A 26,589-nucleotide genomic window follows, 5' to 3' on the forward strand; every position below is an offset into this window, starting at 1 on the left:
AGGAAAAGGTCGGCCCGGCTGATACAGCGGGCCGTTTTTTGGTTCCAGCAAGGGCAAGCCTCATGGCGTTTACCGTCGAACTGGAAGAGTGGGTAGGCAGTGTCTGGCATCGTTTCATCACCCGGCGCGCCAGCCCTGATTTCCCCGAAGCACGGGTTGAACTGGCCAGCCAGCAACGCCCGCTGGCGCTGTTGTTCCGCGCCATGGGCGGTGCCAATGGCGTCGGTGTGGAAGCGGCCAGCGACCGCGATCTGCTGCTGCGACGCAACGTGTTGCAGCAAATCGCCGGCACCTGCAAACAAGTGCCGCTGGCGTGGTGTGACGAGCGTAATTTACGGCTGCCATCGAGCCTGGCGGTGTTTCCCGAAGTGGCACTGAATGAGGAACTCTATCGCTGGCTCGCGTTGCTGGCGGCACAGGCCGGGCAGATGCGCCACTGGGGCCGGGACAATCAACGCTGGACGCAACAGCTGCTGCGACGCTATCCCGCGCTGCGTGTTCGTTACCAACGACTAGTCGATGCCCATCTGCAATTGCGCCCCGATCCGGCCTCGTTGAACGGCAGCGAAGCGGTACTGGAACGGGCGTTATGCCAGGCGTTGCGCGAGCCCGGCAGTGTCGAGCACTTTCCCCGTAGCGAACGGGCCGCGTGGCCGCTGCCGCTGTGGTTGTACCCGCCGCAAAATCTCGCTAGTCCCCAGGCTGCCGATCTGGGCGATGAGTCCGAAGAGTCTTTGACCACGCCACCCGGCGAGCAGAAAGGCGGGCGTAAGCGCGCGACGCGGATCGATGAAAGCACCCGTGAAGGCGGGTTGCTGGTGGTGCGTCTGGAGAACCTGTTCAGCTGGACCGAGCACGTGGACCTGGATCGCTGGTCGGATGACAGCGAAGACCCGGACGCTGCCCGAGTCGCCGACGACCTGGACGAGTTGACGCTGTCGCGCACACGCCTGCGCAAGGGGGGCGGTCTCAAGCTGCATCTGGATTTACCACCGGCCGATGTCGACGATATTCCCCTCGGCGAGGGCATCAAGTTGCCGGAGTGGGACTATCGCAAACAACGGATGCAGGACAGCTTCGTCAACCTGCAGATGCTGGTGCCCCGCGACTGTGAGGCGCAGCCGCTGCCGCTACGCTTGAAGGCCTCGGCGCACCGTTTGCGGCGTCAGTTCGAGCACCTGCGCAATGATCGTCAATGGTTACGCCAACAACCTCAGGGATCAGAGCTGGACATGCAGGCCTGGCTGGATTTTCACGTTGATCGCGAGCATGGCCAGTGCGCCGAACGCGGTTTGTTCATGGAGCAGCGGCAGACTCGCCGCGACCTGGCGTGCCTGTTGCTGGCCGACGTGTCGATGTCCACTGACGCCCACCTGAACGATCAGCATCGTGTCATCGACGTGATCCGCGACAGCCTGCTGCTGTTCGGCGAAACCTTGTCGGTGCTGGGTGATGATTTCGCCCTGTACGGGTTTTCCTCGTTGCGTCGTCAGCAAGTGCGCATGCAGGAACTCAAGTCGTTCATCCAGCGTTATGACGACACCACCCGAGGTCGTATTCAAGGTCTCAAACCGGGGTATTACACACGCATGGGGGCTGCCATTCGCCAGGCCACGCAACTATTGGGCACGAGCAAGCGGCGCAGCAAACTGTTGCTGCTGCTGACGGATGGCAAACCGAATGATCTGGATCTGTATGAAGGGCGCTACGGTGTTGAAGATACTCGCGAGGCGGTGCTTGAGGCACGGCGTCAGGGGCTGACGCCGTTCTGTATCACGATCGATCGCGAGGCCGGGGATTACTTGCCGTACATGTTCGGCGCCAATGGCTACACCTTGATCCGCCAGCCCGAACAACTGCCCCTGCGCTTGCCGCAGTTGTACCGCCAGCTGACCCAACCGTGATGTCCTTGACCACCTGCGCTCCTGTAGCAGCTGCCGAAGGCTGCGTTCGGCTGCGCAGCAGTCGCAAAACCATACAACGCGGTGTTTCAGTCGTACCGTGGGCTCAGGATTTACGACTGCTGCGCAGCCGAACGCAGGCTGCGCCAGCTGCTACAGGGATATGTGCGATCTTCAGCTGCGCGGCAGCCAGAAAAACATCACCACGCAAAAGACCGTCAGGCCAACGCAGAACCACATGAATTGGCGCTGCCGACGTTCCCCGGCGTGTTCAGCCAGTGCCGGCAGGGGCATGCCGCATTGGTGGCACTCGGTTTCTTGTGAAGGGTTGGCATGTTGGCAATACAGGCAGACGGGCATGGCACTCACTCGAACTGTTCCAGGCGCAGACGATCAAGAATGGCGATCTGACGGCCGTCCTGAGTGATGATGTTTTCATCGATCAAGCGGCGGATGATTCGCGAAAAGGTTTCTGGCTGGATCGACAGATGCCCGGCAATCAGTTGCTTGGCCATCGGCAGTTCGAATTGGCAGTCAACGGTTTGCTGGCGCACCAGTTGCGTCAGCAGATAACGCACGACCCGGTGGGTGGCGTTTTTCAGCGACAGGGTTTCGATTTCGTTGACCCGTTGATGTAAGCGAACGCAGAGCTTGCCCAGTAGTGCGAAGGTCAACCGACTATTGCTCTGCAGCAGGCGCATGTAGGTGCTGTTGGATAAACGATAGAGCTGGGTGGGGCAGATCGCTTCGGCCGAGGCCACATAGTTTGGGGTGTCCATCAGCATCATCGCCTCTGCGAAGGTTTGCCGCTCGCTGATGACCTCGAACACTTTCTCCTGCCCATCCGGTGTCAGCCGGTAGATTTTTACCGCGCCGGCAATCACGAAGTAGAACGCATCGGCTGGCTCCCCCTGACGGAACAACGGCTCGCCTTTGTCGATGCTCAGCAATTGGCTGGTACTCATCAATTCGTCCAGCTGCTCTTCGTTCAACGGCTCGAACAGATGATGACTGCGCAGAATCTGGTGATGGACGCGGTGAAGCACCATGAGAATTCATCCTGAAGATTGAGAAGGGGGGCTGGTGAACAAGTCAGACGAGGCCTAGGGAAACGCCGCTGGCCACGGCCAGGATTGAGGTCAACACCACGAACCAGGCCAGTGGCTGGATGACTTTTTTCATGACGACTCCTGGGATCGGTTTGTTTGATTTCCACAAGCTTGAGCAAGACATGGGCCAGGCTTGGAGGCCTTTATTTAGCGGGGTTCTCAGGCGTGAGGGTAAAAAAGACCCTGAGGATTAGGGTGAAAATAACCCTTTAATGGTCATTTGTACCCTGATCCGGAATGCCCTGTGGCGAGGGAGCTTGCTCCCGCTGGAGTGCGAAGCACTCCCAACATCGATCTACGCGGTATGTCTGATAGAACGCATTCGCCGGTTTTACGGCTGCTGCGCACCCGAGCGGGAGCAAGCTCCCTCGCCACAGGAATACGAGAAAGCATCAGGGCACGCCCCTTGCACACTTGATCTGCGACAACGGCAATGGATCGGTAATACCCGATGATTGCTCCTGGATTTACCTCGGCGCCTGCGGGTTGGTGTCAGGTCAGCAACAAGGTAGAGGAGTGGTTTTATGCAAGTGCTTGACCGCCGTAAAGCGATGGCAATCACGCCGCTGTTTCGGCTGGCCTTTCGGCCATTTTTCCTCGCCGGTTGCCTTTTGGCAGTGCTGGTCATTCCACTCTGGCTGGCGGCCTTCAGTGGTTCGATTTCCAACTGGCAGCCGGCGGGTGGTTGGCTGGGCTGGCATCGGCATGAATTGCTGTTCGGGTTCGGGTTGGCGATTATCGCGGGCTTTCTGTTGACGGCGGTGCAGACCTGGACCGGTCGCCCAGGCCTCAGCAGCAAACCGTTGGCCGCGCTGGCGTTGCTGTGGTTGTTGGCGCGGGTGGCCTGGCTGGCCAATGCGCCATGGCCGTTGCTCGCAGTACTGGAACTGGCGTTCCCGTTGGCGGTGGCGGTACTCATGGGCTTCACCTTGTGGAAAGTGCGGCAGAAACGTAACTACCCGATTGTGGTGGTCTTGATGTTATTGGCCTTGGCTGACGGGTTGTCTCTGTACGGCCTGGTCGAGGGGCACGAAGGCTGGCAACGCCAGGGCGTGCTGAGCGGCCTCTGGCTGGTGGCGGCGATGATGGGGTTGATCGGCGGGCGGGTCATTCCGTTCTTCACCCAGCGCGGCCTTGGTCGGGTTGAAGGCGTTGCCGCCTGGCCCTGGCTGGATCGCCTGCTGTTGGTCGGTTCGCCGCTGGTGGCGTTGTTGTATGCCGCAGGACCGGCGCTCAACCCCAATGTCTGGGTGGGCCTGCTGTTCGCGGTGCTGGCGGCAGGGCATCTGGTGCGCCTGGTGCGCTGGCATGACCGGGCACTCTTGCGCGTGCCGTTGCTGTGGTCGCTGCATCTGGCCTATGGCTGGCTGGCGGTGGCGTGTCTCGGGATGGCGCTGTGGCATTTCGGTGTGCCGGTTAACCCGAGTCTGGCGGTGCATTGCCTGACCATCGGGGCCATGGCTGGCCTGGTGCTGGCGATGATCGCGCGGGTCAGCCTCGGCCACACCGGTCGCCCCCTGGAACCGCCATCGGGCGTGACCCTGGCGTTCATTCTGCTAAACCTGGCGTGTCTGAGCCGGGTGGTGTTGATCCTGTTTTTCCCCTTGGCCGCATTGTGGTTGGCGGGCCTGTGCTGGGCGCTGGCGTTTGCGCTGTATGCCTGGCGCTATGGGCCGATGCTGTTGCGGGCCCGGGTCGACGGTCATCCAGGATGAATACGCGAATGAATGGAGGCAGCCGCTGATGTATCCCTTTTTACTGGTCACGCATTTGCTGGCGGCAATCGCCTTCATTGGCACGCTGTTTTTCGAGGTGGTCATCTGGCATCGCGCCCGCCAGCCGTTGACGGAGATTGCGCAAGTGACGGCGGATCAGGCGATTGCCCTGCGTTCGCGTAAGGTTCTGCACGGCGTGGTGTTGCTGTTGTATGGCGCCGGCATCGGTTTGGCGTGGCAGTACCGTGGCGCATTGAGTCAGCCGCTGGCCAGCAGTTTTGGTACGTTGCTGAGCCTGAAAATCCTGTTGGCCTTGAGCATCATCGGTCATTACTTGCTGCTGGCCTATTGGCTGACCCACGGGCGCCTGACCGCGACCCGCGCAAGCTGGATTCGCCGCAGCATTCTCGGGCACATGGTGTTGATCGTGATCCTGGCCAAGGCCATGTTCTATTGGCACGGCTGATCGCAATACGTCCCTCATAAACAAAACCCGCGTCATCCGGTTGGATGGCGCGGGTTGGGGGGTGGCCGGTAATCGATCAATGGCGGGGGTTCAGGGCATTAATGAACAGCACGTTGTTTTCCAGGTGGATGTGTTGCATCAGGTCGTCTTTGAACTCCAGCAGCCCACGGTAGAGCGCACGCCAGGTGTTACAGGCATCGGCGGGCGGGATGATGTGATTGGTCAGGGCGAGCATCTTCTCCAGCGCTTCACCATGTTGATCGTGTTCGAAACGCAGCACCTGGATCGGCGGTGCGGCCTGAGGGCCAACGCCTTGTTGCAACATCGGGAAGAGCACTTGTTCTTCCTTGAGCATGTGGCCTTCGAGTTCCTGCTGCATGTCTGTCAGCAGATCGGCCAGGCCGTTGGGGCAACTGCTGCGCGCGCCATGGACCTGCTCGACGCGGCGAGCCAGTCGGATCAGCTCCGGCAGTTGCTCGCGGTGGCGGGCGTGGTAGCGCGCCAGAAGGTGGGCGATCAGCAGTTCCGACGGTTCGTTGCGCCAGTCGTGCTGGGTTTCGCCGGCGTCTTGCAGAATCTGCAGGGCGTCGGCAATGAGGACCGGATCGAGGTTTTTGCCAAGGGCCGCTTCACGCAGGCTTTTATGCCCGCCGCAACAGAAGTCCAGTTTGAAGGTGTGAAAGATCCGGGTGGCACCGGGAATGTCGCAGGCCAGTTGGCCGAGGCTTTGTTCCAATAGGGGCTGGCTCATCAGGGTTCCTTGTTTGGGTTTCAACGGTTCCCCAGGCTCATTGCACCCGGCATGCCATTTTTAACGTATTGAAAAACATGGATTAATTTTTAGTTGTGGTGATATTCACCCTGATGCTTCAGGGTAAATACAACCATAGAGGGTGATGACTACCATGCTGCGAGAAAGCCTGGCGGCCGACCTGATCGTCGAGTTGCCCAATGCCGTGCGGTTGCAACGACTGGTCCAGACCCTGCGCGAATACTTCAACAGTGGCGCCGTGGGCTTGCTGCGTCTGGATGACGACAGCCTCAGGCCCGTTGCAACGGTGGGGCTGGTTCATGAAGCGTTGGGGCGCCGGTTCGTCATTGCCCAGCATCCTCGGCTGGCGGCAATCATGGCGTCGCGCGAGCCGACCTGGTTCGAGCCCGACAGCCGCCTGCCGGACCCCTACGACGGCTTGCTCGACAACCATGTCGGCGAACCGCTGCCGGTGCATGACTGCATGGGCGTGAGCCTCTATGTCGAGGGGCGGATCTGGGGCGCGATCACCCTCGATGCGCTGCACGCCGGGACCTTTGACAACCGGGCGCGGGAAGAACTCAAGCGTTGCACTTTGCAGATCGAAGCCGCCGTGCGGGTCACCCGCCTGGAGCAGGAAAACCGCAGCTTGCGCCTGTCCCGCAGCGATCCTCAGGACTTGCGCGTGCCCGTCGGAGAAGGCGAGATCCTTGGGCAAAGTGAGGTGTTGCATCAGTTGCTCAATGAGCTGGATGTACTGGCCGATTCCGATCTGCCGGTATTGCTGCTGGGCGAGACCGGCGTCGGCAAAGAGCTGTTCGCACGGCGCTTGCATCGTCTTTCAAGGCGCCACCACAAACCGCTGATACAGGTTAACTGCGCAGCCTTGCCGGAGTCGCTGGCAGAGAGTGAGTTGTTCGGGCATGTCAAAGGCGCCTTTTCCGGTGCTACGAGTGACCGTGCCGGACGCTTCGACGCCGCCAACGGTGGCACGCTGTTTCTCGATGAAGTCGGGGAGTTGCCCTTGAGTGTGCAAGCGAAATTGCTGCGCACCCTGCAAAACGGCGAGATCCAGCGCCTGGGCGCCGACAAGCCGTTGCACGTCGATGTGCGCATCATCGCCGCCACCAATCGGCACCTGCCGGACAGCATCCGCGATGGCTTGTTTCGCGCCGATCTGTATCACCGCCTCTCGGTGTACCCGGTGCCGATTCCAGCGCTGCGCGAGCGTGGTCACGATGTGTTGATGCTGGCCGGGCATTTTCTGGAGCTCAATCGGGCGCGGCTCGGCCTGCGAGGTTTGCGTTTGTCGCCGGCGGCGGAGCGAGCTTTGCTGGCATACACCTGGCCGGGCAATGTGCGCGAACTGGAGCACGTCATCAGTCGGGCCGCATTGAAGCAGCTCAGTCGCGGGACGAGTCGCACATCGATCATGACGCTGGAGCCAGAGGTTCTCGATCTCGACAGCCCGGTGGCAGCATCGGGGGCAGAGGTCGAGCCATCCCGGGACATTACGGTTGATCTGCCGTTCCAGCCCCTGGGCGAAGCCGTCGATGATTACCAGCGCAAGAAGATCCTCGAGGCCCTGAGCCTGTCCGGAGACAACTGGGCCAGCGCCGCGCGGATGCTGGAAGTCGACCCCAGCAATTTGCACAAACTGGCGCGACGCCTGCGTCTGAAGTAGGTCAGGGCGCTGCCGTGTCGACGCTCGGTGTTGATGGCGGTCAAGGTGGTATCGCGCAGTGCCTCGCACACTGCGCAAAACCTTCCGGAGATCACCGTCATGCCCCTGTCCTTGGCCCAAATGCGCCGTAACTACACCCTTAATGGCCTGCAAGATGAGACAGCGCTGGACGATCCACTGGCGATGTTCCGGCAATGGCTGCAACAGGCCCGCGACACCGAGTGCGCACCTGTCGAGGCCAATAGCATGGTGCTGGCGACGGTCGATGATGAAGGGCGGCCGCACTGCCGTGTGCTGTTGCTCAAAGGCTTGAGCGATGAAGGTTTTACTTTTTTCGGCAATTATCAGAGCGACAAGGGGCGGCAACTGGCCGCCAATCCCTATGCCGCCATGACGTTTTTCTGGCCGGGGCTGGAGCGTCAAGTGCGCATCGAAGGCCGGGTGTCCAGGCTCGACCCGCAACTCTCGGATGCATACTTCGATTCCCGCTCGATGGCCAGTCGCCTGGGCGCCTGGGCTTCACCGCAAAGTCGTCCGTTGGCCAGTCGTGCCGCGCTGGAGTCGATGTTGGCGCAGACCATCAAGCGCTTCGTTGGCCAGACCGTCTCGCGCCCCGAACATTGGGGCGGTTATTGCCTGCACCCTGAACGTCTGGAGTTCTGGCAGGGCCGTGCCGACCGCTTGCATGACCGTCTCGATTACCGGTTGCGAGATGGTGCATGGCAACGGCGCCGCTTGGCGCCTTGAGCGACGAGTAAGTTCCCCCGTAGCAGCCTGCGGCAGCTGCTACGGGCTTGAGTCCCCCATTAATCCATAGACCCCGACGAGGTACCTCCTTGGAGGAATAGGCTCGTTCGCTATTCCGGTTCAGGCTTTGGGCCATACCCTCATCTACGGGAAAGCCTGGATATGGCCCATCTGACGCAACGCAGTTTCGAACCCCTGAACATTGCCGTGCTGACCATCAGCGATACGCGCACCTTTGACACCGACACTTCAGGACAGACCCTGGCGGATTTGCTGCAAACGGCCGGGCATGTGCTGATCGATCGTGGCCTGGTCAAGGACGACATTTATCAGATCCGCGCAACGGTCTCCCAGTGGATCGCCGACCCCCGGGTGCAAGTCATATTGATGACTGGCGGCACCGGTTTCACCGCTCGTGACAACACACCGCAAGCGGTGCTGCCACTGCTGGACAAACATGTGGAAGGCTTCGGCGAATTGTTCCGCCAGGTGTCGCTGGAGGAGATTGGCATGTCCAGTCTGCAGTCCCGGGCACTGGCCGGGATGAGTAACGGTGTACTGGTGTGCTGCGTTCCTGGCTCGCCGGGTGCCTGCCGGACTGCCTGGAACAAGATTCTGCTCGAGCAACTGGACAGTCGCACCGGCCCGTGTAACTTCGCCCCGCATTTGAAAGCGCAAGCACAGCGGGTCATCGACGCCTGCGAGACACGCTCATGAGCGGCCGGGTGTGCGACCTCGGCAACCTGATGCCCGTGGACGAGGCCATCAGCCGTCTGCTCGACCAGGCGCCGCCACCGCCCCTGGCGCAAATGGTCCGTCTGGACCAAGCCATGGGGCGGGTACTGGCGGTGGACATTCATTGCCCGGTGAACCTGCCGGCCTGGGACAACAGTGCCATGGACGGGTATGCCCTCAGGGCTGGTGACCTGCCAGCGGAAGGTGGCTGTTTGACGATTGGCGGGCGAATTGCGGCGGGGGATCAGGCGCGCTCGCCCTTGCTTGCGCAGCAAACGGTGCAGATCTTTACCGGCGCGCCATTGCCACCGGGTGCCGATACCGTGGTGCCGCAAGAGCGCTGCCGGGTCGAAGGCGAGCGCGTCTGGTTCCCGCCCGTAGCCGTTGGCGATCACGTACGCAAGGAGGGTGAGGAAGTTCGCCGCGGGAGCCTGTTGCTCAAGGCCGGCAAGCGCCTGCGCGCACAAGAGCTGGGGTTGCTGGCCGGCGCCGGGATCGCCCGGGTCGAGGTCTATCGGCCGTTGCAGGTGTGCCTGCTCAGCAGCGGTAACGAACTGCGTGAGCCGGGCGATCCCTTGGCGCCGGGGCAAATTTACAACAGCAATCGGTATTGCCTCGCCGCGTTGTTGCGCGGCTGGGGCGTCGAGGTGCATGACTATGGCGTCATGGCCGATGAGTTGGTGGCCAGCCGGCATGCCTTGAGCCTGGCGTCTTCGGAATGCGACTTGCTGTTGAGCTCCGGTGGCGTGTCGGTCGGCGAGGAAGATCACCTCAAACAGGCCATCGAGGAACTGGGCAGTGTGGATTTCTGGCGGCTGGCCATCCAGCCGGGTAAGCCATTGGCCTATGGCGAAGTGGCCGGTAAACCGTGGATCGGTATGCCGGGAAACCCGTCAGGGGCGCTGATTACCGCGTTGGTGGTGGTGCGTCCGTTCCTGCTCCGGGCCCAGGGCGTGACTGACGTGCTGCCAGTGCCGTTGGCTGTACCCGCCGGGTTCGACTGGTTGCAGCGTAACAAGCGTCGACAATACCTGCGGGCCAGGTTGATTCCCGGTGCCGATGGCCAGTTGAGTGTGGAACTGCACCCTCAGCAAAGCTCGGCCATGTTGACCGCCGCGTGCTGGGCCGACGGGCTGGCGGTGATCGAGTGCGAGCAGCAAGTGCTCAAGCACGACAACGTGATGTTCCTGTCCTTCGCCGACCTGATGCAGTGATGGCAATTGATTGCCGTCAAGGCTGTGCCTGCCGGTCTGGCTAGACTGTGTGGCGAGGGAGCTTGCTCCCGCTGGGTCGCGAAGCGGCCCTGTTATTCAGGCCTGCTGCGCAGTCCAGCGTCGGAACGCCGCCCGGAGCAAGCTCGCTCGCCACAAGCGCATTCCAACCATGGCTGATCAGGCTCCGGACTGCGCTTTTTGATGAGGATTACCCATGCAACTGGTCTGCCCGGCAGGGAATCTGCCTGCGCTTAAAGCGGCGGTGCGCCAAGGCGCCGATGCCGTGTATGTCGGCTTTCGCGATGACACCAATGCCCGGCATTTCGCGGGGTTGAACATGGACGACAAACAGTTCGACGCCGCCGTCGCCCACATCCGCCAACATCAACGCAAACTCTACGTCGCGGTCAACACGTACCCACAACCCAAGGGTTGGGAGCGCTGGCAACGGGCGGTGGATCGTGCCGCCGATTTCGGCGTCGATGCGCTGATCGCCGCCGACCCCGGGGTGCTCGACTATGCCAGTCAGCGTCACCCGCAATTGGCCCTGCACCTGTCGGTTCAGGGGTCGGCAACCCATGCCGCGGCGCTGGAGTTTTATGCGCAACGCTACGGCATTCGTCGCGCGGTATTGCCACGGGTGTTGTCGTTGGCGCAGGTACGTCAAGTCGCCGCCAGCAGCCCGGTGCCCATCGAAGTCTTTGGCTTCGGCAGCTTGTGCATCATGGCCGAAGGGCGTTGCCACCTGTCTTCCTACATCACCGGTGAGTCACCGAACCTGTGCGGTGTCTGTTCGCCGGCCAAAGCCGTGCGTTGGAGTGAGGATGCCGAAGGCTTGAGCGCGCGCCTCAGCGAAGTGCTGATCGATCGCTACACCCCTGACGAATCGGCCGGTTACCCGACCTTGTGCAAAGGCCGTTTTCTGGTCGATGGCAAACGCTTTCATGCGCTGGAGGAGCCCACCAGCCTCGACACACTGGACTTGCTCCCGGAATTGACGGCCATTGGCGTCGAAGCGGTGAAAATCGAGGGCCGCCAACGCAGCCCGGCGTATGTCGAACAAGTCACCCGGGTTTGGCGCGCGGCACTGGACGCTCACCGTGGCGCGCCCGGCAGTTTTCGGGTCAAGGAAGAATGGCGTCAGGTGCTGGCCGGTTTGTCCGAAGGCAGCCAGACCACCCTGGGCGCTTATCATCGATCATGGCAATGAGGGACGCGACATGAAGCTCAGCCTGGGACCGGTCCTGTTTTATTGGGACAAAGAGCAACTCAGCAACTTTTACGCCGACATGTCGACCTTGCCCCTGGACGTGATTTATCTGGGGGAAACCGTGTGCTCCAAACGCCGGGCCTTTTCCCTGGATCAATGGCTGGGGCTGGGGCGCGAGTTACAGGAATGCAGCCAGGCACAGTTGGTGCTTTCCAGCCTGACGCTGATCGAGGCTGCCTCCGAACTCTCCAGCCTGCGCCGGCTGTGCGACAACGGCGAGTTGTTGGTGGAGGCCAACGACATGGGCGCGGTGCATTTCCTGGCCGAGCGCAAGTTACCGTTCGTGGGCGGCCCGGCGCTCAATCTGTACAACGGCCACTCATTGGCACAATTACTCGACAGCGGAATGACTCGCTGGGTGCCGCCCGTGGAGTGTTCGGCGACGCTGATCAGCGACGTGATCGGGCAAGTGCGCGAGCTGGGCCGTGCAGTGCCGGAAGTTGAAATCTTCGCCTATGGGCACCTGCCGTTGGCCTATTCCGCCCGCTGCTTCACTGCCCGTGCAGAAAACCGGCCCAAGGACGACTGCCGGTTCTGCTGCATCAACTACCCCGATGGCCTGGCGCTGACCAGCCAGGAGGGGCAACCACTGTTTACCCTTAACGGTATTCAAACGATGTCGGCCGAGGTGACCAACCTGCTGGCCGATTACGCCGGACTGGTGGCCTGTGGTGCCGATCTGTTGCGCTTGAGCCCTCGTGCTCAGGGCATGGACGAAGTGATCGCGGCCTATCAACGGGTTCGTCTGGGCGAAACACCGCCGCTGTTCGTCGAAGGTTGCAATGGCTATTGGCATGGTCAGGCCGGCATGCTGCGCGTCGAGGAGGTTGGCCTGTGCTGAATCGAAAGAAGTGGCTGTTGAAAGGCGCCGACCGGTTGTTGCCACTGGTGCGCCGGGTGCCTTTTGCCGTGCAGCGCCTGGCGTTGCAGCAGACGCTGAATCGCTGCCTCGCCGAGCCATTGCGCGAGGGCGAGTTCGAAGTGCTGCGCGGGCGCTGGCTGTGCTTGCGGATTCCGGACCTGGGTTTGTCCTGGTACCTGACGCTCAGTCGTCAGGGCTTGCGGATTGCCGAGCACGCTACGGCGAACGTGACCATCAGCGGTAACTGGCGCGAATTTTTATTGCTGGCCAGCCGTCAGGAAGATCCCGACACGTTGTTCTTTCGCCGGCGGCTGGTCATCGAGGGCGATACCGAACTGGGGCTGGCGCTGAAGAACCTGATCGACAGCCTTGATCCCGATGTTCTGCCTGTGTGGTTGTGGCGCAATCTGGAGCGGGCGGGGAAGGGCTTGGCGGCGGGATGACCAACGTAGATTAAATGTGGGAGCGAGCAGGTCGAATCGTCGCACCGCCGCTCCCACAGTTGGATTTTCGTTGGCCCTCAGGCCATCGTTTACTGTAATGCTGTTCACTTAAGCCGTAATGCGATCTGTAGCAGCTGTCGAGCCTGCGAGGCTGCGTTCGGCGGCTGCTACAAAGAATGCGTCGCGGCTGAAATTGCTTAAGTGAACAGCATTAATCGTTTACTGGCGGCTTCCGTGCTGTCGGGCATCACTGGCAATCAACTGCCTGATCCCTTCAAACAACTCATCACTCTGCGCCTGCGTGCAGTCCTCGCCATAGCGTTTGCGCAGCCCGTAATGGCTGAGAATCAGGTGCACGTCCGCGTGCAGGCCATGTTGCTTGAGGCTGTTCTCGACGCATTGCAGCGGGCAGCCGTCCAGCGCGAAGATCCGGCGCCCCGAGCGCGCTTTGTTGACCAGCGCTGCCACATGCCCGCCGACACCAACGATGCAGGACATTTCAGCGAGACCACTGCGATCCAGGCGCACGGCCAGGGTGTTGGCCAGTTGGGCGACGTTGGAGCAGCCTGAGCAGGAGTAAACCAAAGGCAGGGTTGAACGGGGCATTTGCACTCTCCGTGGATGGGCTCTGTCAGTGTGCAAGAGGTGTGGATGGGCGCCTTGATGACGGTCAATTCCGACTATTGGAAAGCGGCCAGTTCCTCTTCGGCGAGGATGCTGATGTGGCGTCGTTCCATGGCAATCAGGCCGCTTTCCACCAGGCGATGCAGTATCCGCGAAAAGGTTTCCGGCTGAATTCCCAGCTTCGACGCCACCAGGCGTTTGGACATCTGCAAGACAATCTGGCCGGTCACCGGGTGGCGTTCCTGGAACAGGAAATTGATCACCCGACGGCTCGCACTGGCCATGGTCAAGGTATCGATATCGCGCAGACGCAGGTGCAGGTGAACGCTCATGCTCGCCAGGATGGCCAGGCAGACTCTCGGCTGGTCCTCCAGGGCATTGCGGTAATGGTTGCCGTCGATGCTCACCAGCACGCTGTCCTTCAGCGCGGTGGCGCTCACCGGATACAGACGAGCCTGGCTGAACAGCAAGGCTTCGGCAAAAGTCTGGCCGGGCTGAATGATCTCCACCAGGTTCTCCTGGCCTTCGCCGGTGAGCCGGTACAGCTTGACCTGGCCGCTGACCAGCAGGAAAAAACGCCTGGCCGGATCCCCTTGATGCATGAGCGTACTGTGACAACTCAGGCGCTTGAGCATGGCCAGGCCGCAGACTTCCTCGAAGACTTTCTCCGGCAGTTGGCTGAACAGATGATGACGGCGCAACGTTAAAACGATGGAAGGGTGAGTCAGCATGGCGTACCTCCGCTGACGGCCATAGTAGAGAGCGCAGGCTTGATGACCTATGCCTCTGCAGGCCTACCTCCAAAGAGGAATACCCGTCAGCCGGCGTTGCGCAGATGTTCCATGGCCCACACCGCCGCCTCTACTCGTGAGCGCAAGCCGAGTTTGTGCAACAGGTTTTTGACGTGAACCTTGACCGTGCCTTCGGTGATGCCCAGTTTGTGCCCGATGACCTTGTTGCTGAAGCCGCTGGCGATGGTTTTCAACACCTGACGCTCACGCTCGGTCAGTTCCACCACGGCCTGACGCGCAGGAGCACGCAGTGCTTGCGCCATGACTTGGGTCAGTCCCGGGCTGATCACCAGCGCGCCGTTCAGGGCATCGCGGATGTACTGAATCAACAGTTCGGGCTCCATGTCCTTGAGCAGATAGCCGTCGGCATCCAGGCGCAGTGCATCGCGAATATCGTCTTCGGCGTCCGATACCGTAAACAGCAGCACTTTGCCGGTGTAGTGCATGGCTCGTAGTCGGCGCAGGGTTTCGATGCCATTCATTTGCGGCATGTTGTTGTCGAGCAAAACCAGGTCCGGTTGAAGCGGCTCAATGAGACTGAGTGCTTCTTCACCCTGGCTGGCTTCGCCGACGATCAGGAAATCATCTTCGAGTTCGAGCATCTGGCGAATGCCGTGACGCATCATCGGGTGATCGTCTACCAGCAGGATTTTGTGTTGTGGGGACAGGGTCATGTGGCGCTACCTTCTGTTTGCTGCCCGAGAAACTCCGGGTGGAATTCCAGTTGGACACGGGTGCCTTGGGGCTCCCTGGAAAATATCTGCAGTTGGCCGCGCAGGCTGCGAGCCCGCTCATCCATGATGTTCAGGCCGTGGTGTTCGCGCTGGTCGACGTTGCCACTGAACCCACGCCCGTCGTCTTCGACCGACAACCTGACGGTCTCGCCATCCTGGCGCAGTTGCAGCCAGGCGTTTTGCGCATGGGCGTGGCGCAGGCAGTTGGAGAGCGCCTCGCGGGTGATCTGCAAAATGTGGATTTGTTCGCTGGCCGATAGTTGAAAGGCCAGCGTGTCGACGTGCAGGTGCACCTGGAATTCTCCGCGACGGGAAAACTCCTCGGCCGTGTCCTTGAGTTCCTGTACCAGTCCCGCGTCGTGAATCTGCAAGCGAAACGTGGTCAGCAACTCGCGCAACTGGCGATAGGCATTGTTCAGTCCCTCGCGCAATTCGCTGGTGACGGTTTCCAGGGTCTGGACCGGTTCGCCCCGGCGCATCAGGGTCTGCATGCGGCTGACTTGCAGCTTCATGTAGGACAGGGCCTGGGCCAGTGAATCGTGCAGCTCGCGGGCGATGATCGTGCGTTCTTCGAGCAGTAGCAGGCGATGATCCTGTTCCCGTTGACGCTTGAGCGAGAGCGAGGTGCCGATCAGATTGGCCAGGGCCTGGATCAGTTGGGTTTCCCAGGCTTGCATGGGGTGCCCGTCGACAAAGTGCGCCTTGAGTTCCCCCAGTTCACTGCCCTGGTTGCTGATGCTGAAGATTTGCGGGTTGGTTTTAGGGTGTCGCTGGCACGTGGCGCAGTCGCTGCTGGCACAGACTTCCCGGATGTTCGCGCCATGCAGGGCGAGCAGCTGCTGGGCCGGTGCCTGCAACTGTCCCTGCAGGCACAGCGACAGGCGCAAGCCGGGCAGGCGTTGCTGGAAGCGCCGAATCAACTCATCCAGGCCTTCGGCATTGGCCAGGCGTGTGGCCAGGCTTCGGCTGCTTTGATACAGAAGCTCCAGGGCGGCATTGGCTTGTTGCAGGTTCAGGGTTTTTTGCCGGACCTGACTTTCCAGGGTGCGATGCGACTCTTCGATCGTCTCGGCCATGGTGTTGAAACTCATGGCCAACTGGCCCAGCTCATCCTCGGACTGATGGTTGACCCGCACCTTGAAGTCGCCGCGACGAAAGCGCTGGGTTGCATCCACCAACTCCTTCAAAGGGGTAACGACGCCGTACTGCAGTTCGTAGAGCCCGAGCAGCAGGACGATCATGGTGGTGAACAGGGCCAGGCCCTGGATCGCCTGTTGCCAGCCTTGCTTTTGTTCGCTTTGGCGTTGCAACAGATCGACGAACTGGTTCAGTTGCTCAACGAAGGACTGCGCCTGGGCCTGAAAGGCCGCCGCATCGCCGCGCTCCAGTGCCGGACGCAAATCCTCATTCCAGTGTTGCTGGATTTGCCCATAACTGAGTTGCAATGCGGTGGTCGGGCCATCTTCCAGTACCGCTTTGAGAGAGTGGCTGTCCAAGCGGTTTTGCAGGCTGTCGATGATGGTGGTGATTTCTTCGTCGGCGACGCCAGCGGCGAGCTTCCAGCTCAGGTGATAGGTCTCCATGCGCACCGAGCCTGCGGTGTTGATGGCAGCGGCATCGCCCTGGCTGAACCAGGCGATCAGCCCGGCGCTCAATGAACTGGCGAGCGCCAGCACGGCGATCAGGATCACCGCCAGCCCGGCGCGAGCGGGCAGGGAGCTGCGCAACCAGCGGATCATCGGCGCAGGTCCGGGAAAGCGATAAGAAAACAGAGCATGCACGTTCCAGCGTGGGGTTTTGCCGCCGTTCCTGGGCGAGCTACCTCTAAAGAGTTGTCGACAGTTCCTTGTCGGCAAAAGCGTGGGTTGAAACCCTTAACAAGCTGATAAATAAAGGTTTTCAAGGTTTTCTAGCACTACCTCATTGGAGGTAGGCGGGCTAAGCATAGGCTTAGGCCCACATGGGCATCGTTGACCTGGGTCAAGTTTTTGCGGGGTTTGCCTCTCTAGTCTGCCGCCATGGCTAATTGACGGGAGAGCATTGTGACCCAACCGCGTGTACGACAAGGCTTGGTGCTGGGCATGAGCACGCTGGCCTTCACTGTGTGCTTCATGGTCTGGATGATGTTTGCCGTGCTCGGCGTGCCGATCAAGGAATTGCTCCAGCTCAACGAAACCCAATTCGGCCTGCTGGCCGCGACCCCGGTGCTGACCGGCTCGCTGGTGCGTTTGCCGCTGGGGTTGCTGACCGACCGATTTGGCGGGCGCAGCGTGTTTTTCCTGCTGATGCTGACTTGCGTCACGCCGCTGTACTTGATCAGTCACGCCACCGCCTACTGGCAGTTCCTGGTACTGGGTTTGTTCGTCGGCCTGGCCGGTGGCTCGTTTTCCGTTGGGATTGCCTACGTCGCCAAATGGTTCGACAAGGAGAACCAGGGTTTCGCCATGGGCATCTTCGGCGCCGGTAACGCCGGGTCGGCGGTGACCAAGTTCCTGGCCCCGGCGCTGATCGCCGCCGGCAGCTGGCAGCTGGTGCCGAAAGTCTTCAGTGCGATCTTGTTTATCACTGCGCTGCTGTTCTGGTTCCTGACCTCAGAAAACAAGGGCCATCGCAGTGCCACGGGCGCCAGCTTGCGTGAGCAACTGCGCTCGCTGAAGGATCCTGCGGTGTGGCGCTATTGCCAGTACTACTCGATCGTCTTCGGCGGCTACGTCGCCCTGGCACTGTGGATGACCAAGTACTACGTACAGGAATACGGTTTCAGCCTGCAAAGCGCGGCGCTGCTGGCGGCCTGTTTTTCCCTGCCCGGCGGCGTACTGCGTGCCGTCGGCGGCTGGATGTCGGATCGCTGGGGGGCGCAAAGCGTGACCTGGTGGGTGTTGTGGGTCAGCTGGATCTGCCTGTTCCTGCTCTCGTATCCCCAGACCCAACTGCAAGTGCAGACCATCGACGGTCCGCTGGATTTCCACATTGGCCTGAGCCCCGCGTTGTTCACCGTGCTGCTGTTCGTCATGGGCATCGCCTTCGCATTCGGCAAGGCCTCGGTTTTCAAATACATCGCCAATGAATACCCGAAAAACATGGGCGCGGTGTCCGGCATCGTTGGCCTGGCGGGTGGCCTGGGCGGTTTTGTGCTGCCGATCCTGTTCGGCGCCCTGGTGGACCTCACCGGCGTGCGTTCTTCCTGCTTCATGTTGATGTACGGCGTGGTCTGGGTCTCCCTCACCTGGATGTACTTCAGCGAAATACGCAAAAGCCCGGTGCTTGGTAAAGAGCCGCTGCTGATCCCGTCCCCGATTTCCAGCATTGCCCAAGGAGAAGAACATGTCCGTTCTGCAAACGCCTGACAAAGGCCCGGTCATTCATGACTGGCGCCCCGAGGACCCCGCGTTCTGGGGAAGTAGCGGCAAACAGACCGCCACTCGCAACTTGTGGATTTCCATTCCTGCGCTGTTGTTGGCCTTTGCGGTGTGGATGGTCTGGAGCACGGTGATTGTGCGCTTGAACGCCATCGGCTTCAGCTTCACCACCGACCAACTGTTCTGGCTGGCGGCATTGCCGGGGCTGTCCGGTGCGACCTTGCGGGTCTTCTATTCCTTTATGGTGCCGATCTTCGGCGGCCGGCGCTGGACCGCCCTGAGCACTGCGTCGCTGCTGCTGCCATCGATCTGGATGGGCTTCGCCGTGCAGGACCCGAGCACCTCATACAGCGTGTTCGTGTTGATTGCCTTGCTCTGCGGTTTCGGTGGCGGCAACTTCGCCTCGAGCATGTCCAACATCAGCTTCTTCTATCCCAAGTCCCAGCAGGGCACAGCTCTGGGCCTCAACGCCGGACTGGGCAACCTGGGCGTCTCGGTGATGCAGTTCTGTGTGCCGCTGGTGATTACCTTCGGTGTGTTCGGCTTCATGGGCGGCTCGTCGCAAGCGTTGCCGGACGGCGGTCAATTGTGGCTGCAGAACGCCGGCTTCATCTGGGTTCCATTTATCGTCCTGGTGACGGTGTTGGCCTGGTTCGGCATGAATGACCTGTCCAGCGCCCGGGCCTCGTTCAGCGAACAGGCAGTGATCTTCAAGCGCAAGCACAACTGGCTGATGTGCTGGTTGTACCTGGCGACTTTCGGTTCGTTCATCGGCTTTTCCGCCGCGTTTCCGCTGCTGATCAAAACCTCCTTTCCGGATGTCATTGCCTTGAAATTCGCCTTCCTTGGCCCATTGGTCGGTGCGCTGGTACGGCCATTGGGCGGCTGGCTGGCGGACAAGCTCGGTGGCGCGAAAGTGACCCTGTGGAACTTCGTGGCGATGATCGCGATGGTCTTCGGCGTGATGCACTTCTTGCCGCAGAACGGCGCGGGCGGCAGCTTCTACGGCTTCCTCGGCTTGTTCATGCTGCTGTTCATCACCACTGGCGTGGGCAACGGCTCCACCTTCCGGATGATCCCGGTGATCTTCCGCACGCAGCACGAAAAAGCCTCGGCCGGGAAATCGCCAGCCGTGCGTGAACAGGCGCTCAAGGATGCCGGCAAGGAATCGGCCGCCGTCCTGGGCTTCAGTTCGGCCATGGGCGCCTTCGGTGCGTTCTTCATTCCCAAATCCTTCGGCACTTCGATGGCCCAGACCGGCGGCCCTGAGATGGCCTTCTACATGTTCGTCGTTTTTTACCTGAGCTGCATCGTGGTGACCTGGTGGTGGTACGCGCGCAAAGGCGCCGCGACACCCTGCTGAGACGACCTGAATCCAACCATTGCGTGGGCGGGGCGCAGAACCCCGCAGCAAGCCTGAGAGGACACACCGTGAGTCATTTACTGGATCAACTGCGGTTTTTCAATCGCAAGCAAAACGAGTTTTCCGATGGTCATGGAGAGACTCGCAAAGAGTCTCGCGACTGGGAGAACGTCTACCGTTCGCGCTGGCAGTACGACAAGATCGTGCGTTCCACCCACGGGGTGAACTGCACCGGCTCGTGCTCGTGGAAAATCTACGTCAAGAACGGCCTGATCACCTGGGAAACCCAGCAGACCGATTACCCGCGCACCCGCAACGATTTGCCTAACCACGAACCCCGCGGTTGCCCGCGTGGCGCCAGTTACAGCTGGTACATCTACAGCGCCAACCGCCTCAAGTACCCGAAAATCCGCAAGCCGTTGCTCAAGCTCTGGCGCGAGGCGCGGCAGACCATGGCGCCGGTGGAAGCCTGGGCCAGCATTGTCGAGAACAAGGCCAAGGCCGACTCCTATAAAAGCAAGCGCGGCATGGGGGGCTTCATTCGCTCCAACTGGGAGGAAGTCAACGAGATCATTGCCGCGTCCAACGTCTACACCATCAAGCAATACGGCCCAGACCGGATCGTCGGTTTCTCGCCGATTCCGGCCATGTCGATGGTCAGCTATGCCGCGGGTTCGCGTTATCTGTCGCTGATCGGCGGTGCGTGCCTGAGTTTCTATGACTGGTACTGCGACTTGCCACCGGCCTCACCGATGGTCTGGGGCGAGCAAACCGACGTGCCGGAATCGGCCGACTGGTACAACTCCAACTACATCATTGCCTGGGGCTCCAACGTCCCGCAGACCCGTACCCCCGATGCGCACTTTTTTACCGAAGTCCGTTACAAGGGCGCCAAGACCGTCGCCATCACCCCCGACTACTCGGAAGTCGCCAAGCTCACAGACCTGTGGCTCAACCCCAAGCAGGGTACCGATGCGGCGCTGGCCCAGGCGTTCAATCATGTGATCTTCAAAGAGTTTCACCTGGACAAACCGAGCGCGTATTTCACCGACTACGCCAAGCGCTTCACCGATTTGCCGGTGCTGGTGCTGCTCAAACAAATGGTCGACAAGGCGCCGGGCGCCGGTTACCAGCCGGACCGTTTCTTGCGCGCCTCGGACCTTACCGACAACCTCGGCCAGGAAAACAACCCGGAATGGAAAACCATCGCGCTGGATGTCAGCGGTGAACTGGTTTCTCCTCAGGGCTCCATCGGTTATCGCTGGGGCGAGAAGGGCAAGTGGAACATCCTGCCTCGTGAAGGCGGCGAAGGGCGTGAGATCGATCTGAAGCTGAGCCTGATCGGCGATGACGTCGCCGAAGTGGCGTTCCCGTATTTCGCTGGCGAGTCCCACGAACACTTCCAGCACGTCGCTGGCGATGCCGTGCAATACCGCCGCGTGCCGGTGCACAACGTGGTACTGGCCGATGGCAGTGTGGCCAAAGTCGCCACTGTGTTCGACCTGTCGGCCGCCAACCTGGCGATCGATCGTGGCCTGGGTGGCGCTAACGTCGCCAAGGACTACAACGACGCAAGCGTACCCGGCACCCCGGCCTGGCAGGAGCAGATCACCGGCGTCAGCCGCGAGAAAGCGATCCAGATCGCCCGCGAGTTCGCCGATAACGCCGACAAGACCAAGGGGCGCTCGATGATCATCGTCGGCGCGGCGATGAACCACTGGTACCACATGGACATGAACTACCGCGGGCTGATCAACATGCTCATGCTCTGCGGGTGTGTCGGCCAGACCGGTGGCGGTTGGGCGCACTATGTCGGTCAGGAAAAACTGCGTCCGCAATGCGGCTGGCTGCCCCTGGCGTTCGGCCTGGACTGGAACCGTCCGCCACGGCAGATGAACGGCACCAGCTTCTTCTACGCCCACAGTTCGCAATGGCGCCACGAGAAGATGAGCATGCACGACGTGCTCTCGCCGCTGGCCGATAAATCACAGTTTCCCGAGCATGCCCTGGACTACAACATCCGTGCCGAACGCGCCGGCTGGTTGCCCAGCGCACCGCAACTCAACACCAACCCGCTGCACATTTGCCGCGATGCCGCGGCAGCCGGCATGGACCCGAAAGACTACGTGGTCAAGTCGCTGCAAGACGGCTCGCTGCGCTTCTCCTGCGAACAGCCGGACAGCCCGGTGAACTTCCCGCGCAACATGTTTATCTGGCGTTCCAACCTGCTGGGCTCCTCGGGCAAGGGCCACGAGTACATGCTCAAGTACCTGCTCGGCACCAAGAATGGGGTGATGAACGAAGACATCGGCCAGGTCGGGGATTGCAAACCCGAAGAAGCCGAATGGGTGGACGAGGGCGCCATCGGCAAGCTCGATCTGGTCACCACGCTGGATTTCCGCATGTCCTCGACCTGCGTCTATTCCGACATCGTCTTGCCGACCGCGACCTGGTACGAAAAGGACGACATGAACACCTCGGACATGCACCCGTTCATTCACCCGCTGTCGGCCGCCATCGACCCGGCGTGGGAATCGCGTTCCGACTGGGAAATCTACAAAGGCATCGCCAAGGCCTTTTCCAGCGTGGCTGAAGGGCATCTGGGCGTTGAGAAGGACCTGGTGACCATCCCGCTGATGCACGACAGCGTCGGTGAACTGGCTCAACCTTTTGGCGGCACCGACTGGAAAAGCGCCGGCGTGGCCCCGGTGCCAGGCAAGAACGCGCCGAACCTGCATGTGGTGGAGCGTGATTACCCGAACATTTACAAGCAGTTTTCCTCGCTGGGACCATTGCTGGAAAAACACGGCAACGGTGGCAAGGGCATCAACTGGAACACCGACGCCGAAGTGAAATTCCTCGGTGCGCTCAATCACCGCGAAGGGGCTGCCGGGATCAGTCATGGCCGGCCGAAAATCGACTCGGCGATCGATGCTGCTGAAGTGATTCTGTCCCTGGCGCCGGAAACCAATGGCCATGTCGCCGTCAAGGCCTGGGCTGCGTTGTCGGAATTTACCGGCATCGATCACAGCCACCTGGCGTTATCCAAGGAACACGAGGCGATCCGATTCCGCGACATTCAGGCGCAGCCGCGCAAGATCATTTCCAGCCCTACCTGGTCGGGTCTCGAAGACGATCACGTCAGCTACAACGCCGGCTACACCAACGTTCACGAAGCCATCCCATGGCGCACCATCACCGGTCGCCAGCAGTTCTACCAGGATCACCCGTGGATGCAGGCATTCGGCGAGCAACTGATGAGTTACCGCCCGCCGGTCAACACCCGCACCATTGCAGGGGTGAAAGGCAAGCGCAGCAACGGCGAGACCGAAATCGTCCTGAACTGGATTACTCCGCACCAGAAATGGGGCATCCACAGCACTTACAGCGACAACCTGCTGATGCTGACCCTCAGCCGCGGCGGGCCGATTGTCTGGCTCTCGGAGAACGACGCGAAACGCGCCGGCATTGAAGACAACGACTGGATCGAATGCTTCAACGCCAACGGCGCGCTGACCGCACGAGCGGTGGTCAGCCAGCGGGTCAAGGACGGCATGGTGATGATGTACCACGCCCAGGAACGGATCGTGAACGTGCCTGGTTCGGAAACCACCAAGACCCGTGGCGGCCACCACAACTCGGTCACCCGCGTGGTGCTCAAACCGACCCACATGATCGGTGGCTATGCGCAGCAGGCCTACGGTTTCAACTATTACGGCACGGTCGGTTGCAACCGCGATGAATTCGTCGTGGTACGCAAAATGGCCAAAGTCGACTGGCTCGATGGCTCAAACGGCGATGACCTGCCGCGTCCTCTGCCGACCGATATCGAGGAGAACTGAGATGAAGATTCGCTCACAAATCGGCATGGTCCTGAACCTGGACAAATGCATCGGCTGCCACACTTGTTCGATTACCTGCAAGAACGTCTGGACCAGCCGCGAAGGCATGGAATACGCCTGGTTCAACAACGTCGAATCGAAACCCGGCATCGGTTACCCGAAAGAATGGGAAAACCAGGACAAGTGGAAGGGCGGCTGGATCCGCAATGCCAACGGCACGATCAACCCGCGCATCGGCGGTAAATTCCGGGTCTTGGCGAATATTTTCGCCAACCCGGACCTGCCGAGCCTCGACGATTACTACGAACCGTTCGACTTCGATTACCAGCACCTGCATACCGCGCCGCTGGGCGAGCATCAGCCCACTGCGCGCCCGCGTTCGCTGATCTCTGGCAAGCGCATGGAGAAAATCGAATGGGGCCCGAACTGGGAAGAAATCCTCGGCACCGAATTCGCCAAGCGCCGCAAGGACAAGAACTTCGACAAGATCCAGGCGGACATTTACGGCGAATACGAAAACACCTTCATGATGTATTTGCCGCGCCTGTGCGAGCACTGCCTCAACCCGGCGTGCGCAGCGTCGTGCCCGAGCGGGGCGATCTACAAGCGTGAAGAAGACGGCATTGTGCTGATCGACCAGGAAAAATGCCGTGGCTGGCGGATGTGCATCAGCGGCTGCCCGTACAAGAAGATCTATTTCAACTGGAAAAGCGGCAAGTCCGAGAAGTGCATCTTCTGCTACCCGCGTATCGAAGCCGGGATGCCGACTGTTTGCGCCGAAACCTGTGTCGGGCGTATCCGTTACCTCGGTGTGCTGCTGTATGACGCCGACCGCATCAGCGAAGTGGCGAGCACCGCCAATGAGCAAGACCTGTACGAGAAACAACTGGAGATCTTCCTCGATCCGAATGACCCGGCAGTGATTTGCCAGGCCCTGGCCGATGGCGTACCGCAGTCGGTGATTGATTCCGCCCAGCGTTCGCCGGTCTACAAAATGGCCGTGGACTGGAAACTCGCACTGCCGCTGCACCCGGAATACCGCACCTTGCCGATGGTCTGGTACGTGCCGCCGCTGTCGCCGATCCAGAACGCCGCCACTGCCGGCACCGTGGGCATGAACGGGGTGATCCCGGATGTCGACAGCCTGCGTATTCCACTGAAGTACCTGGCGAACCTGCTGACAGCGGGCGATGAAAAACCGGTCAAGCGCGCACTTAAACGCTTGCTGGCGATGCGCGCCTACAAACGTTCCGAGCAAGTCGATGGCGTTCAGGACCTGCAAGTGTTGAAGGACGTCGGCTTGAGCGTGGCCCAGGTCGAAGAGATGTATCGCTACCTGGCGATTGCCAACTATGAAGACCGCTTTGTGGTACCGAGTGCCCACCGTGAAGACGCCATGAGCGACGCCTTTGCCGAGCGCTCCGGTTGCGGCTTCAGTTTCGGCAGCGGTTGCAGCGGCAGCTCCGACACCAACATGTTCGGTGCGAAGAAAGCCAACCGCCGCGACGTCCTGAAAACCGTCCAGTTGTGGGAGGAATGAGCATGCAAATTCTCAAAGTGATTTCGCTGCTGCTCGACTATCCGACCGAGACGCTGATTGGCGGGCGCGACGAACTGGAGCAAGCGATTATCCAGTCACGGGAAATCAGCCCTAAACAGCGCGGTGCGTTGTTCGAATTGCTGGAGTTGATCTGCGCCAATGACCTGATGGACGGGCAGGAGCACTACGGCGCGCTGTTCGGCCGGGGGCGTTCGCTGTCGTTGCTGTTGTTCGAGCATGTGCACGGCGAATCCCGCGATCGTGGCCAGGCCATGGTCGACATGATGGCGCAATACGAAGCCGCCGGTTTTGCCATCGGCGTCAAGGAGCTGCCGGACTATATCCCGCTGTACCTGGAGTTCCTGTCCACCCGCGAAGACCTCGAGGCCCGCGAGGGCCTGGCGGATGTTTCGCACTTGCTGGCCTTGCTCGCGGCGCGTCTGGAAGAGCGCGAAAGCGCCTATGCCAGTTGCTTCCGGGCGTTGCTGCAAATCGCCGGGGCCGAGCCGCATCAGGCGGTGGCCGACCTGCGGGCGCAGGTGGCGGCGGAACCGCGCGACGACTCCCTCGAAGCCCTCGACAAGATCTGGGAAGAGGAGGCCGTGGACTTTCTCCAGGCCGAACAGCAAGACCGTTGCAGTTCGTTGCCTGGCGCCCCGGGCAAGGCCCGGGAAGAAAGCGCCGTGCCGTTGCACTGGGTGGATTTTCAGCATGAAGGGTTGGCCACCGTGCCAGCCAAGGAGGTAGGCAATGTCTAAATGGAACCTGTTGTTGTTCGGGATCTATCCCTATGTCGCTTTGGCGATTTGCCTGATTGGCAGTTGGGCCCGTTTCGATCTGTCGCAGTACACCTGGAAGGCTGGCTCCAGCCAGATGCTCAACCAGCGCGGCATGCGCGTGGCGAGCAACCTCTTCCACATCGGTGTGCTGTTTGTACTGGCCGGGCATTTCGTCGGCCTGCTGACGCCTGCATCGGTTTATCACCATGTGATCAGCACCGAGAACAAGCAGTTGCTGGCGATGGTCTCCGGCGGGCTCTTCGGCCTGCTGTGCCTGATCGGCTTGCTGATGCTGGTCAATCGGCGGCTCACCGATCCTCGGGTACGTGCCGCCTCCAGCGCTTCGGACATTTTGATTCTGCTGGTGCTGCTGGTGCAGTTGCTGCTCGGTTTGCTGACGATTGCAGCGTCCACCGCGCACATGGACGGTTCGGTGATGGTGATGCTCGCCGACTGGGCGCAGAACACCGTGCTGTTGCGGCCGATGGAAGCGGCGGCGTCCATTGCGCCGGTCGGGCTGACCTACAAGCTGCATGTGTTTCTCGGCTTGACCCTGTTCGTGTTGTTCCCCTTCACCCGTCTCGTACACATCGTCAGTGCACCGATCTGGTACCTGGGGCGTCGTTATCAAATCGTTCGGCAGAAAGTCTGAGGAGAACA

Annotated in this window: 23 protein-coding genes; 16 read left to right on the forward strand and 7 right to left on the reverse strand. The window is 60.8% G+C overall.

Going from position 1 to position 26,589, the window contains the following annotated elements; all coding sequences use genetic code 11:
* Positions 1 to 62: 62 nt before the first annotated feature.
* On the forward strand, positions 63 to 1,904 hold the full coding sequence (locus LOY28_RS11765; RefSeq protein ID WP_258613880.1) for a nitric oxide reductase activation protein NorD: 1,842 nt from the start codon (positions 63 to 65) through the stop codon (positions 1,902 to 1,904).
* A gap of 171 nt (positions 1,905 to 2,075) precedes the next feature.
* Here the strand turns inward: LOY28_RS11765 and LOY28_RS11770 are convergent, their stop codons facing one another.
* Both LOY28_RS11770 and LOY28_RS11775 read right to left on the reverse strand, forming a co-directional pair.
* A complete protein-coding gene (locus LOY28_RS11770; protein WP_258613881.1) occupies positions 2,076 to 2,270 on the reverse strand; it encodes a protein DnrP in 195 nt (64 codons plus the stop codon).
* Positions 2,267 to 2,950 carry a Crp/Fnr family transcriptional regulator gene (locus tag LOY28_RS11775; protein WP_018927791.1) on the reverse strand — a complete coding sequence of 228 codons (684 nt, stop codon included), beginning with the start codon at positions 2,948 to 2,950 and terminating at the stop codon, positions 2,267 to 2,269. The genes LOY28_RS11770 and LOY28_RS11775 overlap by 4 nt, the downstream gene beginning before the upstream one ends.
* A 584-nt stretch (positions 2,951 to 3,534) precedes the next feature.
* On the opposite strand from LOY28_RS11775, the gene LOY28_RS11780 reads away from it, so the two are divergent.
* Positions 3,535 to 4,725, forward strand: coding sequence for an NnrS family protein (locus LOY28_RS11780; protein ID WP_258613882.1), 1,191 nt, complete (start codon positions 3,535 to 3,537; stop codon positions 4,723 to 4,725).
* A 28-nt stretch (positions 4,726 to 4,753) separates the two neighbouring features.
* Complete coding sequence (locus tag LOY28_RS11785) at positions 4,754 to 5,191, forward strand: membrane protein (protein ID WP_018927795.1); 438 nt, start codon at positions 4,754 to 4,756, stop codon at positions 5,189 to 5,191.
* A 76-nt stretch (positions 5,192 to 5,267) separates the two neighbouring features.
* Here the strand turns inward: LOY28_RS11785 and ytfE are convergent, their stop codons facing one another.
* The gene (gene ytfE, locus LOY28_RS11790) at positions 5,268 to 5,942 is read right to left on the reverse strand and encodes an iron-sulfur cluster repair protein YtfE (RefSeq protein ID WP_018927796.1); all 675 of its coding nucleotides are present in this window, start codon (positions 5,940 to 5,942) and stop codon (positions 5,268 to 5,270) included.
* Positions 5,943 to 6,096: 154 nt separating this feature from the next.
* Between ytfE and norR the strand changes: the two genes are divergently transcribed.
* The 7 genes from norR (at position 6,097) to LOY28_RS11825 (ending at position 12,897) form a co-directional block, all read left to right on the forward strand.
* Complete coding sequence (gene norR / locus LOY28_RS11795; RefSeq protein WP_026286548.1) at positions 6,097 to 7,626, forward strand: nitric oxide reductase transcriptional regulator NorR; 1,530 nt, start codon at positions 6,097 to 6,099, stop codon at positions 7,624 to 7,626.
* A 99-nt stretch (positions 7,627 to 7,725) separates the two neighbouring features.
* Positions 7,726 to 8,373: a pyridoxamine 5'-phosphate oxidase gene (gene pdxH / locus LOY28_RS11800; RefSeq protein ID WP_258613883.1), complete on the forward strand. Its 648-nt coding sequence runs from the start codon at positions 7,726 to 7,728 to the stop codon at positions 8,371 to 8,373.
* A 162-nt stretch (positions 8,374 to 8,535) separates the two neighbouring features.
* A complete protein-coding gene (gene moaB / locus LOY28_RS11805) occupies positions 8,536 to 9,090 on the forward strand; it encodes a molybdenum cofactor biosynthesis protein B (RefSeq protein WP_018927799.1) in 555 nt (184 codons plus the stop codon).
* Entirely contained in the window at positions 9,087 to 10,322 is a 1,236-nt protein-coding gene (gene glp / locus LOY28_RS11810; protein WP_258613884.1) for a gephyrin-like molybdotransferase Glp, read from the forward strand. The genes moaB and glp overlap by 4 nt, the downstream gene beginning before the upstream one ends.
* Before the next feature lie 214 nt (positions 10,323 to 10,536).
* Positions 10,537 to 11,532: a peptidase U32 family protein gene (locus LOY28_RS11815; RefSeq protein ID WP_064617223.1), complete on the forward strand. Its 996-nt coding sequence runs from the start codon at positions 10,537 to 10,539 to the stop codon at positions 11,530 to 11,532.
* 10 nt (positions 11,533 to 11,542) lie between these two features.
* Entirely contained in the window at positions 11,543 to 12,433 is an 891-nt protein-coding gene (locus tag LOY28_RS11820) for a U32 family peptidase (RefSeq protein ID WP_018927802.1), read from the forward strand.
* A complete protein-coding gene (locus LOY28_RS11825) occupies positions 12,427 to 12,897 on the forward strand; it encodes an SCP2 domain-containing protein (protein WP_018927803.1) in 471 nt (156 codons plus the stop codon). Before LOY28_RS11820 ends, LOY28_RS11825 begins: the two co-directional genes overlap by 7 nt.
* Before the next feature lie 219 nt (positions 12,898 to 13,116).
* Here LOY28_RS11825 and LOY28_RS11830 read toward each other — a convergent pair whose 3' ends face one another.
* From LOY28_RS11830 to LOY28_RS11845, 4 genes are all read right to left on the reverse strand, one after another.
* Complete coding sequence (locus LOY28_RS11830; protein WP_258613885.1) at positions 13,117 to 13,503, reverse strand: putative zinc-binding protein; 387 nt, start codon at positions 13,501 to 13,503, stop codon at positions 13,117 to 13,119.
* A 74-nt stretch (positions 13,504 to 13,577) separates the two neighbouring features.
* On the reverse strand, positions 13,578 to 14,252 hold the full coding sequence (locus tag LOY28_RS11835; RefSeq protein WP_258613886.1) for a Crp/Fnr family transcriptional regulator: 675 nt from the start codon (positions 14,250 to 14,252) through the stop codon (positions 13,578 to 13,580).
* 86 nt (positions 14,253 to 14,338) lie between these two features.
* Positions 14,339 to 14,986, reverse strand: coding sequence for a two-component system response regulator NarL (narL, locus tag LOY28_RS11840; protein ID WP_028940874.1), 648 nt, complete (start codon positions 14,984 to 14,986; stop codon positions 14,339 to 14,341).
* Positions 14,983 to 16,785: a HAMP domain-containing protein gene (locus LOY28_RS11845; protein WP_018927807.1), complete on the reverse strand. Its 1,803-nt coding sequence runs from the start codon at positions 16,783 to 16,785 to the stop codon at positions 14,983 to 14,985. The genes narL and LOY28_RS11845 overlap by 4 nt, the downstream gene beginning before the upstream one ends.
* Positions 16,786 to 17,088: 303 nt before the next feature.
* On the opposite strand from LOY28_RS11845, the gene LOY28_RS11850 reads away from it, so the two are divergent.
* From LOY28_RS11850 to narI, 6 genes are all read left to right on the forward strand, one after another.
* A complete protein-coding gene (locus tag LOY28_RS11850; protein WP_018927808.1) occupies positions 17,089 to 18,393 on the forward strand; it encodes a nitrate/nitrite transporter in 1,305 nt (434 codons plus the stop codon).
* The gene (locus LOY28_RS11855; RefSeq protein WP_018927809.1) at positions 18,371 to 19,768 is read left to right on the forward strand and encodes a NarK family nitrate/nitrite MFS transporter; all 1,398 of its coding nucleotides are present in this window, start codon (positions 18,371 to 18,373) and stop codon (positions 19,766 to 19,768) included. Before LOY28_RS11850 ends, LOY28_RS11855 begins: the two co-directional genes overlap by 23 nt.
* Positions 19,769 to 19,836: 68 nt before the next feature.
* A complete protein-coding gene (locus tag LOY28_RS11860; RefSeq protein WP_018927810.1) occupies positions 19,837 to 23,610 on the forward strand; it encodes a nitrate reductase subunit alpha in 3,774 nt (1,257 codons plus the stop codon).
* 1 nt (position 23,611) lies between these two features.
* Entirely contained in the window at positions 23,612 to 25,150 is a 1,539-nt protein-coding gene (narH, locus tag LOY28_RS11865; protein WP_258613887.1) for a nitrate reductase subunit beta, read from the forward strand.
* Positions 25,151 to 25,152: 2 nt separating this feature from the next.
* Positions 25,153 to 25,908, forward strand: coding sequence for a nitrate reductase molybdenum cofactor assembly chaperone (gene narJ, locus LOY28_RS11870; RefSeq protein WP_018927812.1), 756 nt, complete (start codon positions 25,153 to 25,155; stop codon positions 25,906 to 25,908).
* Complete coding sequence (gene narI / locus LOY28_RS11875) at positions 25,901 to 26,581, forward strand: respiratory nitrate reductase subunit gamma (protein ID WP_018927813.1); 681 nt, start codon at positions 25,901 to 25,903, stop codon at positions 26,579 to 26,581. Before narJ ends, narI begins: the two co-directional genes overlap by 8 nt.
* The last annotated feature ends 8 nt before the right edge of the window (positions 26,582 to 26,589 follow it).

This window comes from Pseudomonas sp. B21-017 (assembly GCF_024749245.1).
GTDB lineage: Bacteria > Pseudomonadota > Gammaproteobacteria > Pseudomonadales > Pseudomonadaceae > Aquipseudomonas.

What these genes read in the sequence shown, in the direction of transcription:
- LOY28_RS11765 (WP_258613880.1), top strand. Translation starts at nt 63, where the DNA reads ATGGCGTTTACCGTCGAACTGGAAGAGTGGGTAGGCAGTGTCTGGCAT.
- LOY28_RS11775 (WP_018927791.1), bottom strand. Translation starts at nt 2,950, where the DNA reads ATGGTGCTTCACCGCGTCCATCACCAGATTCTGCGCAGTCATCATCTG.
- LOY28_RS11780 (WP_258613882.1), top strand. Translation starts at nt 3,535, where the DNA reads ATGCAAGTGCTTGACCGCCGTAAAGCGATGGCAATCACGCCGCTGTTT.
- LOY28_RS11785 (WP_018927795.1), top strand. Translation starts at nt 4,754, where the DNA reads ATGTATCCCTTTTTACTGGTCACGCATTTGCTGGCGGCAATCGCCTTC.
- ytfE (WP_018927796.1), bottom strand. Translation starts at nt 5,942, where the DNA reads ATGAGCCAGCCCCTATTGGAACAAAGCCTCGGCCAACTGGCCTGCGAC.
- norR (WP_026286548.1), top strand. Translation starts at nt 6,097, where the DNA reads ATGCTGCGAGAAAGCCTGGCGGCCGACCTGATCGTCGAGTTGCCCAAT.
- pdxH (WP_258613883.1), top strand. Translation starts at nt 7,726, where the DNA reads ATGCCCCTGTCCTTGGCCCAAATGCGCCGTAACTACACCCTTAATGGC.
- moaB (WP_018927799.1), top strand. Translation starts at nt 8,536, where the DNA reads ATGGCCCATCTGACGCAACGCAGTTTCGAACCCCTGAACATTGCCGTG.
- glp (WP_258613884.1), top strand. Translation starts at nt 9,087, where the DNA reads ATGAGCGGCCGGGTGTGCGACCTCGGCAACCTGATGCCCGTGGACGAG.
- LOY28_RS11815 (WP_064617223.1), top strand. Translation starts at nt 10,537, where the DNA reads ATGCAACTGGTCTGCCCGGCAGGGAATCTGCCTGCGCTTAAAGCGGCG.
- LOY28_RS11820 (WP_018927802.1), top strand. Translation starts at nt 11,543, where the DNA reads ATGAAGCTCAGCCTGGGACCGGTCCTGTTTTATTGGGACAAAGAGCAA.
- LOY28_RS11830 (WP_258613885.1), bottom strand. Translation starts at nt 13,503, where the DNA reads ATGCCCCGTTCAACCCTGCCTTTGGTTTACTCCTGCTCAGGCTGCTCC.
- LOY28_RS11835 (WP_258613886.1), bottom strand. Translation starts at nt 14,252, where the DNA reads ATGCTGACTCACCCTTCCATCGTTTTAACGTTGCGCCGTCATCATCTG.
- narL (WP_028940874.1), bottom strand. Translation starts at nt 14,986, where the DNA reads ATGACCCTGTCCCCACAACACAAAATCCTGCTGGTAGACGATCACCCG.
- LOY28_RS11845 (WP_018927807.1), bottom strand. Translation starts at nt 16,785, where the DNA reads ATGATCCGCTGGTTGCGCAGCTCCCTGCCCGCTCGCGCCGGGCTGGCG.
- LOY28_RS11855 (WP_018927809.1), top strand. Translation starts at nt 18,371, where the DNA reads ATGTCCGTTCTGCAAACGCCTGACAAAGGCCCGGTCATTCATGACTGG.
- narH (WP_258613887.1), top strand. Translation starts at nt 23,612, where the DNA reads ATGAAGATTCGCTCACAAATCGGCATGGTCCTGAACCTGGACAAATGC.
- narJ (WP_018927812.1), top strand. Translation starts at nt 25,153, where the DNA reads ATGCAAATTCTCAAAGTGATTTCGCTGCTGCTCGACTATCCGACCGAG.
- narI (WP_018927813.1), top strand. Translation starts at nt 25,901, where the DNA reads ATGTCTAAATGGAACCTGTTGTTGTTCGGGATCTATCCCTATGTCGCT.